This is a genomic window from Mesorhizobium intechi (assembly GCF_002879535.1).
GTDB classification, from domain to species: domain Bacteria; phylum Pseudomonadota; class Alphaproteobacteria; order Rhizobiales; family Rhizobiaceae; genus Mesorhizobium; species Mesorhizobium intechi.
Map to the genome: position 1 here is coordinate 1 of NZ_PNOT02000365.1, position 11,152 is coordinate 11,152.

Below are 11,152 nucleotides of genomic sequence, written 5' to 3' on the forward strand. Positions count from 1 at the left end.
GGGCGCGTTTGTCTGCAATTCGGGCATTTCAGGCAATCGATTTTCAAAGACGTTCGGATTTGGTCATTTCCCTTGACCTCACAGGAATTATCGCCTTCGATGCTGTTCGTGAATGGGAGGCGGCGCGTCGGTTCCGAGGCGGGATTCCAGGAATGGGCTGGAATGAGAGCTGCGTTCACACGGGAAAAAAGATCAGGTTTTGCCTGAGAAACAGAAAAGGGTCTGTGGGTCATGAAACATATTGCTATCGGCATCCTTGGCGCCGCTACGCTTGGGTTTGCGGCGTCGGCCGCGTCGGCGACGACGCTCGACACGGTCAAGGCGAAGGGCTTCATCCAGTGCGGTGTCTCGACGGGTCTGGCCGGCTTCTCGGCGCCGGATGACAAGGGCGACTGGCAGGGCATCGATGCGGATTTCTGCCGCGCTGTCGCGGCCGCCGTCTTCGGTGACGGCACCAAGGTCAAGTTCACCCCGCTCAGCGCCAAGGAGCGCTTCACCGCGCTGCAGTCCGGCGAGGTCGACATCCTGTCGCGCAACACCACCTGGACCATCAATCGCGACACGGCGCTTGGCCTGAATTTTATCGGCACGACCTACTATGACGGCCAGGGCTTCATGATCAACGCCAAGAAGCTGCCGGGCGTCAATTCGGCGCTCCAGCTCTCGGGCGCGGCCGTCTGCGTGCAGAGCGGCACCACCACCGAGCTCAACCTCGCCGACTACTTCAAGGCGAACAAGATGGAGTACAATCCGGTCGTCTTCGAGAAGCTCGAAGAGGTCAACGCCGCCTATGACGCCGGCCGCTGCGATGTCTACACCACCGACCAGTCTGGCCTCTACGGCATCCGCCTGACGCTGGGCTCCCCGGCCGACCACGTCGTGCTGCCCGAGATCATCTCCAAGGAGCCGCTCGGACCGGCGGTGCGCCAGGGCGACGACCAGTGGTACCACATCGTCAAGTGGACCTATTTCGCGTTGCTGGACGCCGAGGAACTCGGCATCACCAAGGCCAATGTCGACGAGATGAAGAACTCGGCCAGCCCGGAGATCAAGCGCGTTCTTGGCCAGGAAGCCGACACCAAGATCGGTACCGATCTCGGCGTCTCCAACGACTGGGTCGTCAACATCGTCAAGGCCGTGGGCAACTACGGCGAAATGTTCGATCGCAATGTCGGCTCGGGCAGCCCGCTCAAGATCGCGCGCGGAATCAATGCGCTGTGGACCAAGGGCGGTCTGCAATACGCTCCGCCGATCCGCTGACCGAAATGTGATCCGGAAGGCAGATATCTGCCTTCCGGTTTCTCTTTTCAGGGGACGGGCATATGGCATCGCAGGAAGTTCTTCGCGAGGAGTCCAGCAGGGCTTCCTTCATCAATGACCCGAAGATACGCAGTCTCTTCTTCCAGACGCTGGTCGTCATCGTCCTGTTCGGTTCCGTCTGGTGGATCGTGCAGAACGTCATCGACAATCTGCAGCGCCTGCACATCGCCTCCGGCTTCGGATTCCTGAAGGGACGCGCCGGATTCGACATTTCCGATACGCCGATCGCCTACACGTCGGACTCGACCTATGGCCGCGCCATCGTCGTCGGCCTGATTAACACCATCATCGTCGCCGTGGCCGGCATCATCACCGCCACAATCATCGGCTTCGTCATCGGTATCGGCCGCCTGTCGCAGAACTGGCTGATCCAGAAGATCTGCACGGTCTATGTGGAGATATTCCGCAACATCCCGCCGCTGCTGGTCATCTTCTTCTGGTATTCCGGCGTGCTTGCTGTGCTGCCGGCGCCGCGTGACAGCTATCACCTGCCGTTCGGCTCCTTCCTCAACCAGCGCGGCTTCTACTTTCCCCGCCCGGTCTGGGGCGAGGGCTCCTGGCTTATCGTCGTCGCCCTGCTTGTCGGTATTGCCATGGCCTGGTTCGTCGCTCGCACGGCGCGCCAGCGGCAGATGGCGACCGGCCAGCAGTTTCCGGTGCTCTGGACCTCGGTGGCGCTGATCGTCGGCCTGCCATTGCTCGCCTATGTGCTGAGCGGCTTTCCGCTGAGCTTTGATCTGCCGAAACAATCGACCTTCAACCTGACCGGCGGCTTTCAGGTCAAGCCGGAGTTCCTGTCGCTCTATCTGGCGCTGTCCTGCTACACGGCGGCCTTCATCGCCGAAATCGTGCGCGCCGGCATCAGGGGCGTCAGCAAAGGCCAGACCGAGGCGGCGGCGGCACTTGGGCTGCGGTCCGGGTCGATTTTGCGGCTGGTTGTGGTGCCGCAGGCCATGCGTATCGTCATCCCGCCGCTGACCAGCCAGTATCTCAACCTGACCAAGAACTCCTCGCTGGCGATCGCCATCGGCTATCCGGACCTGACGGCGACCGCCGGCACCGTCCTGAACCAGACCGGACAGGCGGTCGAAGGCGTGCTGATCATGATGATCGCCTATCTCATACTCAGCCTGGTGACCTCGGCCGTCATGAACGTGGTCAACGCCAGAATGGCGCTGGTGGAGAGGTAGAACCATGCAGGAACACGATATGTCCTGGGTGCGGACCGAAATGGCTCTTGCGCAGCCTGCACCGGCCAGCGTCAGCGGCCCCGGCGCCTGGGTGCGCAGGAACCTGATCGGTTCGGTCGGCGACACCATCCTTACGATCCTCGGCATCGTCATCGTCGCCTGGGTCCTGCCGCAGGTCATCAACTGGGCGTTCATCAACGCCGTGTGGACCGGGCCGGACCGCACCGTCTGTGCGACCGTCGCGCAAGGCGGCATTCAGCCGGATGGCTGGAGCGGAGCATGCTGGGCCTTCGTCAATGCCAAGTTCGGCCAGTTCATGTTCGGCACCTATCCGGTCGAGGAGCGCTGGCGGCCGATCCTGGTGGCCATCCTGTTCACCGCGCTGCTGGTGCCGATGCTGATCCCGCGTGTGCCGCGCAAGGGTCTGAATGCCATCCTGCTGTTCCTGGTGCTGCCGATCGTCTCGTTCTTCCTGCTGGTCGGCGGCGTGTTCGGCCTGCCGCATGTCGAGACCTCGCGCTGGGGCGGGCTGCTGATCACGCTGAGCCTTTCCTTCGTCGGCATCGCCGTGTCGCTGCCGCTGGGAACGGTGCTGGCGCTCGGCCGGCGCTCCGAGATGCCGATCGTCAAGACGCTGTGCGTGATCTTCATCGAAGCCGTGCGCGGCATCCCGCTGATCACCGTTCTGTTCTTCGTCAGCGTCATGCTGCCGCTCTTCCTGCCGGCCGGCGTCACCTTCGATAAATATTTGCGGGCGCTGATCGGCGTGTCGCTGTTTGCTGCCGCCTATATGGCCGAAGTGGTGCGCGGCGGGCTGCAGGCTATTCCCAAAGGGCAGTATGAGGGCGCCGATTCGCTCGGCCTCGGTTACTGGCAGAAGATGGGGCTGATCGTGCTGCCGCAGGCGCTGAAGCTTGTCATTCCCGGCATCGTCAACACCTTCATCGGCATGTTCAAGGATACCAGCCTGGTCCTCATCATCTCGATGTTCGACCTGCTCGGTATCGTGAAGCAGAATTTTTCCGACGCCAACTGGGCAACGGCGCAGACCGCCAAATCCGGTCTCGTCTTCGCGGCCTTTGTCTTTTGGCTGTTCTGCTTCGGCATGTCGCGCTATTCAATGTACACCGAACGCCGGCTCGACACCGGCCACAAACGCTGATGCATGTCGCCAAAACTGTGTTGCGGTTTTGGGATAACGAGATGCATCATAACCAAAGATAAAAGAACAAGGGGACCGTGTCATGGCCACCGAAAACGCCGTCAGCGCCGAAGAGATCAAGGTCAACGCGGCCAAGATGCACATCTCGACCACCGATGTCGCCATCGACATCATCGCCATGCACAAATGGTACGGCGAGTTCCATGTGCTGAAGGACATCAATCTGAAAGTGATGCGGGGCGAGCGCATCGTCATCTGCGGCCCGTCGGGCTCCGGCAAATCGACGATGATCCGCTGCATCAACCGGCTGGAAGAGCATCAGAAGGGCAAGATCATCGTCGACGGCAAGGAGTTGACCAACGATCTGAAGAAGATCGACGAGGTGCGCCGCGAGGTCGGCATGGTGTTCCAACACTTCAACCTGTTCCCCCACCTGACCATCCTGGAGAACTGCACGCTGGCGCCGATCTGGGTGCGCAAGACACCGAAGAAGCAGGCGGAAGAGATCGCCATGCATTTCCTCAAGCGCGTGAAAATCCCCGAGCAGGCCAACAAATATCCCGGCCAGCTATCCGGCGGCCAGCAGCAGCGCGTGGCCATCGCGCGTTCGCTGTGCATGAACCCGCGCATCATGCTGTTCGATGAGCCCACCTCGGCGCTCGACCCGGAAATGATCAAGGAAGTGCTGGAGACCATGGTTGGTCTGGCCGAAGAAGGCATGACCATGCTGTGCGTCACCCACGAAATGGGCTTTGCCCGCAAGGTCGCCAACCGCGTGATCTTCATGGATCAGGGCCAGATCGTCGAGCAGAACACGCCGGCCGAATTCTTCGACCACCCGCGCCACGAGCGCACGAAACTGTTCCTCAGCCAGATCCTGCACTGAGCGGTTCCACACCGAGCGCAAGAGCCCGGCAGCAATGCGGCCGGGCTCTTTGCTTTTGGATCGGCTGATGCGATTGGCGACCGGGGCGCCATCGATGAGAAAAGTCCTGCGTTTCCTTTCCATGGTGCTGGCCGCGATCGTGCTTGCGGCGACCCTCGGCACGCTGGTGCCGCGCCCGCTCTGGCCGGCGGCGTCGGCGGGCGAGGGCACGCGGCATATACTGGTGCTGAAGAACCCGATCCATACCGATATCGCCATTCCGGTGGACGACGCCGTACGCAAGCGCTTCCACTTCCTGGCAGACGCCGGGCTGCCGTCCGATGCGCCCGAAGTGCGCTACATCGTTTTCGGCTGGGGCGGCCGCGCCTTCTATCTGGAAACACCGACCTGGTCCGAGCTCAAGGCCGTTCCGGTGATGAAGGCCCTGACCCTCGACGCCTCGGTCATGCATGTGGATGTCGCCGGCGCTATCGTCGAACCGCATCCCGATGTCGCCGGCTTCGACATTGGTGATGATCAGTTCGCGGCACTGCTCGATTTCATCGAGGCCAGTTTCCTGCAGGGGCCAGGCGGCCCGATTGTCATCGAGAATGCGGCCTACTCCAGCTTCGACCGCTTCTACGAGGCGAATGGCCATTTCAATGCGCTGGTCGGCTGCAACACCTGGACCGCCGCCGCGTTGCGTACCGCCGGCCTGCGCACCGGTTGGTGGAACCCGCTGCCGGTTTCACTCCGGTGGTCGATGAGGCTGTACAATTGAGACTGCGCGATGGATCCAAGATCTAGCGCCGGCGCCAAAGCTGCCAATCTCCTCCTGGTAGGGGAGATGTCCGGCAGGGTAGAGGGTGGCGCTGTCCCGCCAACCAAATCGGGCTCTATTGCCTCGACATCCTACCGGCTGACGACCTTCGGCTCCTCCCAGCCATAGAGCCAGTCGAGATCGGCCGCGAGCTTCTCCGCCGGCCGCGTCGCCAGCACCAGGTTGCGAGCCAGTGCCACCGGCCCTCGGGCGTGCCAAGCGAGGCGGTTGAGCGCACCGCGCTTGAGCACTTTCTCGACGCGTGGCCGCCGCACATTCTCCCAGGCGGTGAGGTTCTGTCGCGGATCCGCGGGAAAGTCGGCAACCAGAGTGGCAAGCGTCGCGGCATCCTCGATTGCCATTGCCGCACCCTGTGCCGCGAACGGCGTCATCGCATGCGCGGCATCGCCGATCAGCGCGATACCGGCTGGCGTTGTCCAGGGCAGCTTCTGCTCCACCGTATGCAGCGGCCAGGTCAGCCACTGGCCGGCCTGTTCCACCAGGCTCACGAGTGCTGGCGCGGTGCCGCGCATGGCGGCGCCCAGGATGCCGGGATCGGCACGGCCCGACCAGCCCTCGGCGATGCGCTCGCCCTTGGTGAAGGCGACGAGATTGAAGGCGTCGCCCTTGCTGACGGGATAGGCGACCATATGGAAACCCGGATGCAGGAAAGTCGTGACGCAATCGGCCGTGCCGATCGCGGCAAGGGCCTGCCCGGCACTGCTGTCGGCCGCAACGGTGGTGCGCCAGGCCAGCTCTCCCGAAAAACGGCTTCTTGGCGCTGCCATCCTTTTTGCATCGATAAGCCCGCGCACCGACGACCAGACGCCATCGGCGCCGACCAGCAAGGAGCCGTGTTCCTCTGACGTCTTGCCGCCGATCTCGACGGTCGCCGTGACACCATGGCCGCCAGTCGCAATCTTTTCGACGCGCGCCCCGAGCGTGAGATGGATATCAGGCACCTCTGCCACCCGCGCGATCAGCGCAGTCTGCAGGTCGGCGCGATGGGCGACGAGATAGGGAGCGCCCCAGCGGCTTTCACCCGATTGTCCCAACGGGACACGCGCCAATTGGCGTAACGTCCTCGCATCCCTCAGCACAACAGCCTCCGGCCGCACCGTCGCCGACAGCAGCCGGTCGAGCACGCCGAGGTCACGCAGGATGCGTGTCGCGTTGGGAGAAAGTTGGAGGCCGGCGCCTACGGCTTCCAGGCTTGGCGCTTGCTCGAACACCTGCACGGGATAGCCGCGTCTGGCAAAAGCAAGTGCCGCGGTCAGCCCGGCGACGCCCGCTCCGGCGATGACGATTTGCCGGGAGCGCTGGTTGTCCATCAGGTCCGTCGGGAAGGAATCAGGCGGCTTGGTCGATGTAGAGGCAGCCTGCCGGCAGCGTTTCCGTCGCCTTCAGCTTCGGCGAATAGCGGTAGAGCGTCGAGCAATAGGGGCAGACTTTTTCATTGTCGTCGCCCATGTCGAGAAACACATGCGGGTGGTCGAAAGGCGGATTGGCGCCCGTGCACATGAATTCCTTGACCCCGATGTCGATCGCCGGATGGCCGGCATCGTTCTGGAAATGGGGAATGGAACCGCCTGCCATCGTCGTCTCCTTAACGCAGTCTCGCATGCATCTGGATCATAACAGGTCTCTTTGCAAGATCGATGAAATGAAACTGTCGCAAAAGCCTGTCAGAGGATAAGTTGAGCCGGTTAAGCGTGTGACGGCGGATGCCAAGCGATTCCGCGACTGATCACGCTTCACCAAGGCATGTTAGAGCGTTCATCGCCATCTGGCGGCGCTCCAAGAGAATGGTTGTGGGCAGGGACAATGAACGAACTGAAGCCGGTGCAGAGCGAATTCGTCAATGTCGAGGTGGCCAGTTCAGAGGGCGGCAACCCGGATCGCTTCGTCAACCGTGAGTTTTCCTGGCTGCAGTTCAATCGTCGCGTTCTCGAGGAATCGCTGAACACCCACCATCCGCTGCTGGAGCGCGTCCGCTTCCTGTCGATCTCGGCCGCCAATCTCGATGAATTCTTCATGGTGCGGGTCGCCGGCCTCGCCGGCCAGGTGCGCGAAGGCATTACGCTCAAAAGCCCCGACGGCCGCACCCCCGAACAGCAGCTCGAACAGCTGCTGCGCGAGGTCGAGCGCCTGCAGGAAGACCAGCAGAAGAGCCTTTCGGCGCTTACCGTACTGCTCAACAAGGAAGGCATTGAGAGCATCACGCGCGATGCGTTGACCAAGGACGAGAAGGTGTGGCTGGAAGATCATTTCCAGGACCAGGTGTTTCCGGTGCTTACCCCGCTGTCGATCGACCCGGCGCATCCGTTCCCGTTCATCCCCAATCTCGGCTTCTCGATGGCGCTGCAGCTGCGCCACCGCAAGAATGGCGAGGAGATGAGCGCGCTCCTGCGCCTGCCGGTGGCGCTGAAGCGCTTCATCCGGCTTCCCGATCGCAAGCACCATGTCCGCTTCATCCCGCTCGAGGAGGCGGTCGGTCTGTATATCGGCAAGCTGTTCCCGGGTTACGAGGTCAAGGGCTCCGGCACGTTCCGCATCATCCGCGACAGCGATATCGAGGTCGAGGAGGAATCGGAAGATCTGGTGCGCCTGTTCGAAACGGCGCTGAAGCGCCGCCGCCGCGGCTCGGTGATCCGCATCGAGTTCGACAGGCTGATGCCGGCGGAACTGCGCGATTTCGTGGCCGGCGAACTCGGCGTCTCGTCGAGCCGCATCAGCGTGCTCACCGGTCCGCTGGCGCTCAGCCAGATCTCCGAGATCGTCGCTGTTCCCCGCGATGATCTGAAGTTCACCCCCTACAACCCGCGCTTTCCCGAGCGTATCCGCGAGCATGGCGGCGACTGCTTTGCCGCTATCCGCGAGAAGGACATCATCGTCCATCACCCCTATGAATCCTTCGACGTCGTCGTGCAGTTCCTGCGCCAGGCGATGGCCGATCCGGAAGTGGTGGCGATCAAGCAGACCCTCTACCGAACCTCCAACGACAGCCCAATCGTGCGCGCGCTGGTCGACGCGGCCGAGGCGGGCAAGTCTGTGACCGCGTTGGTCGAACTCAAGGCGCGTTTCGACGAGGAGGCCAACATCCGCTGGGCACGCGACCTCGAGCGCGCCGGCGTGCAGGTCGTGTTCGGGTTCCTCGAGTTGAAGACCCACGCGAAAATGTCGCTGGTGGTGCGGCGCGAGGATGGCAAGCTGCGCAACTACGTGCATCTGGGCACCGGCAACTATCATCCGGTCACCGCGCGTATCTATACCGACCTGTCCTTCTTCACCACCGATCCGACGATCGCGCGCGACGTCGCCCAGCTGTTCAATTTCATCACCGGCTATGCTGAGCCGACCGCCGAAATGCGGCTGGCTATCTCGCCATTCACGCTGCGCAACCGCATCCTGCAGCACATTGCCGACGAAGTCGGGCATGCGCTGGAGGGAAAGCCGGCGCGCATCTGGATGAAGATGAACGCCCTTGTGGACCCGATTATCATCGACGCGCTCTATGATGCCAGCCGCGCCGGAGTCGAGATCGACCTCGTCGTGCGCGGCATATGCTGCCTGCGACCGCAGGTGCCGGGCCTGTCGGAAAACATCAGGGTCAAGTCGATCGTCGGCCGCTTCCTCGAACACAGCCGCATCTATTGTTTTGGCAATGGCTATGGCCTGCCCTCGGACGAGGCGATCGTCTATATCTCTTCCGCCGACCTGATGCCGCGCAATCTCGACCGTCGCGTCGAGACCATGGTGCCGATCACCAATCCAACTGTGCATGAACAGGTTTTGGGCCAGATCATGCTGGGCAACATCATGGACAATCAGCAAAGTTTCGACGTATTGGCTGATGGAACCTCCCGGCGCGTGGTGCTGGAAGAGGGCGAGGAACCGTTCAACGCGCAGGAATATTTCATGACCAATCCGAGCCTGTCGGGACGGGGTGACGCGCTGAAGTCGCATGCGCCCAAGCGCATTGCGCAGTTCAAGCGCCGCAAGAAGAACGCTGCAGCGTCCACCTGATGCTGTCTGATTCCCAAGGCCGGCTGCATGACCGCCGACCGCTATCCATCATCGACATAGGATCGAATTCGATCCGCCTCGTCGTCTATGAAGGGCTGGCGCGCTCGCCGACCATGCTGTTCAACGAAAAGATGCTCGCCGGTCTTGGCCGTGGCATCGTTTCCACCGGAAAGCTCGACCCCGAGGCGGTGACCCGCTCGATGGAAGAGTTCCGCCGCTTCCGTGCGCTGTCCGATCAGGCGGGCGCCGAGCATATGTATGTCCTGGCCACGGCGGCCGCGCGCGAGGCGATCAACGGTCCCGATTTCATCCATCGCGCCGAAGAGGTCCTCAAGACCGAGATACGCGTGATCAGCGGGCGCCAGGAAGCCTATTATTCGGCCCTCGGCGTCATCTCCGGCTTCCACCCGGCCAATGGCATCGCCGGCGATCTGGGCGGCGGCAGTCTCGAACTGGTCGACGTCAATGGCGAGGCGATCGGCGACGGCATCACGCTGCCGCTCGGCGGTCTGCGCCTGCAGGACATGGCGAAGAACTCGCTTGCCCAGGCGCAGAAGATCGCGCGCGACGAACTGGCGCGCGCCAAGCTGTTGAAAGGCGGGCAGGGCCGGCCTTTCTACGCCGTCGGCGGCACCTGGCGAAACCTCGCCCGCCTGCACATGGAGATGACCAACTACCCGCTTGGCGTCATGCACCACTACGAGATGTCGGCCGACAGCGCGACGAACTTTCTCAAGCAGGTGGCCAAGGCCGAGATCGAGAAGGTCAAGGGGATCGAGGGCGTCTCGAAGAACCGCCGCTCGCTGCTGCCCTATGGCGCTATCGTGCTGCAGGAGATCATGGCGGCGATGCAGCCGTCGAAGATCATCGTCTCGGCGCTCGGCGTGCGCGAAGGCTTCCTCTATTCGCTGCTCGACGAGGCGGAGCAGAAGGCCGATCCGTTGATCTCGGCGTCCGAGGAACTCGCCCGTTTGCGCTCGCGCTCAGTCACCCATGCGCATGAATTGGTCGACTGGACGGCCAAGTCCTTCGCCGCCTTCGGCATCGACGAGACCGAGGACGAAGCGCGCTACCGCCACGCCGCCGCATTGCTCGCCGACATCGGTTGGCGCGCGCACCCCGAATATCGCGGCAGACAGTCGCTCAACATCATTGCCCATGCCTCTTTCTTCGGCGTCGACCACCCCGGCCGAGCCTTCCTGGCTCTGGCCAACGCCTATCGTCATGACGGCATCTTCAACGAATCCATCGCGCCTGAAATCAAGGCGCTGGCGACGCCGCGTTATCTCGAGCGGGCCCGCGTCCTGGCGGCGATGATGCGGGTTGTCTACCTGCTGACGGCCTCAATGCCTGGCATCATGCCCAGGCTGAAATGGGAGCAGCGCGCCAACGGGGTACTGGCGCTGGTGTTGCCGGCGTCGCTCTCCGATCTCTATGGCGAGCGGCCGGCCGGCCGCCTGGCGCAACTGGCACGGATCACCAACCGCAGGCTCGTGCTGGCCGTGGAGGGTGGACCGAGTGTGTCGGTCAAATAAGGCGTTCTTGCTGACCGAGGCTCAGGTTACGTCGGCACCGATAGCAAAACCGCGCCCGTCCGCCGACCAGGCGCCGGCGCCGGCCATCGCCAGCGCCAGGAAGCCGCCTGATATGGCAATGTCCTTCATCAGCATTTGCTGGTGCAGGAAGGCGAGTGTCGCATCGCCGGCCCCTTGGCCGTAATGGCCGATGAAACCGGCAACGACGCAGAAGGCCGCCAGAAGCAGCGCCAC

At 62.7% G+C, this 11,152-nt stretch carries 10 protein-coding genes and 1 pseudogene; 8 read left to right on the forward strand and 3 right to left on the reverse strand.

Translation table 11 applies throughout. The features are described from left to right. The 6 genes from C1D09_RS33540 to C1D09_RS30610 form a co-directional block, all read left to right on the forward strand. On the forward strand, positions 1–207 hold a 207-nt coding region (locus C1D09_RS33540; protein WP_208760452.1), incomplete at its 5' end, for a hypothetical protein. Between the two features lie 24 nt (positions 208–231). Beyond that, positions 232–1,260, forward strand: a complete 1,029-nt coding sequence (locus tag C1D09_RS30590) for an amino acid ABC transporter substrate-binding protein (RefSeq protein WP_143977682.1) — start codon at positions 232–234, stop codon at positions 1,258–1,260. Between the two features lie 62 nt (positions 1,261–1,322). Beyond that, positions 1,323–2,510 (forward strand): amino acid ABC transporter permease, encoded by a 1,188-nt coding sequence (locus C1D09_RS30595; protein ID WP_143977683.1) that lies wholly within the window; start codon positions 1,323–1,325, stop codon positions 2,508–2,510. A gap of 4 nt (positions 2,511–2,514) precedes the next feature. Continuing rightward, positions 2,515–3,672, forward strand: a complete 1,158-nt coding sequence (locus C1D09_RS30600) for an amino acid ABC transporter permease (RefSeq protein WP_143977684.1) — start codon at positions 2,515–2,517, stop codon at positions 3,670–3,672. Between the two features lie 136 nt (positions 3,673–3,808). Next, complete coding sequence (locus C1D09_RS30605) at positions 3,809–4,558, forward strand: amino acid ABC transporter ATP-binding protein (protein ID WP_031240865.1); 750 nt, start codon at positions 3,809–3,811, stop codon at positions 4,556–4,558. A 94-nt stretch (positions 4,559–4,652) separates the two neighbouring features. Beyond that, positions 4,653–5,318, forward strand: coding sequence for a TIGR02117 family protein (locus C1D09_RS30610; RefSeq protein WP_143977685.1), 666 nt, complete (start codon positions 4,653–4,655; stop codon positions 5,316–5,318). Positions 5,319–5,449: 131 nt separating this feature from the next. Here C1D09_RS30610 and C1D09_RS30615 read toward each other — a convergent pair whose 3' ends face one another. Continuing rightward, positions 5,450–6,688, reverse strand: a complete 1,239-nt coding sequence (locus tag C1D09_RS30615; protein ID WP_143977686.1) for an FAD-dependent monooxygenase — start codon at positions 6,686–6,688, stop codon at positions 5,450–5,452. A 19-nt stretch (positions 6,689–6,707) separates the two neighbouring features. Next, positions 6,708–6,953 (reverse strand): zinc-finger domain-containing protein, encoded by a 246-nt coding sequence (locus tag C1D09_RS30620; protein WP_015318409.1) that lies wholly within the window; start codon positions 6,951–6,953, stop codon positions 6,708–6,710. Between the two features lie 228 nt (positions 6,954–7,181). On the opposite strand from C1D09_RS30620, the gene C1D09_RS30625 reads away from it, so the two are divergent. Further along, positions 7,182–9,383 carry an RNA degradosome polyphosphate kinase gene (locus tag C1D09_RS30625; protein WP_143977687.1) on the forward strand — a complete coding sequence of 734 codons (2,202 nt, stop codon included), beginning with the start codon at positions 7,182–7,184 and terminating at the stop codon, positions 9,381–9,383. After that, positions 9,383–10,918 carry an exopolyphosphatase gene (gene ppx, locus C1D09_RS30630; protein WP_143977688.1) on the forward strand — a complete coding sequence of 512 codons (1,536 nt, stop codon included), beginning with the start codon at positions 9,383–9,385 and terminating at the stop codon, positions 10,916–10,918. The genes C1D09_RS30625 and ppx overlap by 1 nt, the downstream gene beginning before the upstream one ends. 21 nt (positions 10,919–10,939) lie before the next feature. On the opposite strand, the pseudogene C1D09_RS30635 reads toward ppx, so the two are convergent. Next, a pseudogene (locus tag C1D09_RS30635) lies at positions 10,940–11,152 on the reverse strand (hypothetical protein); the annotation flags it as partial.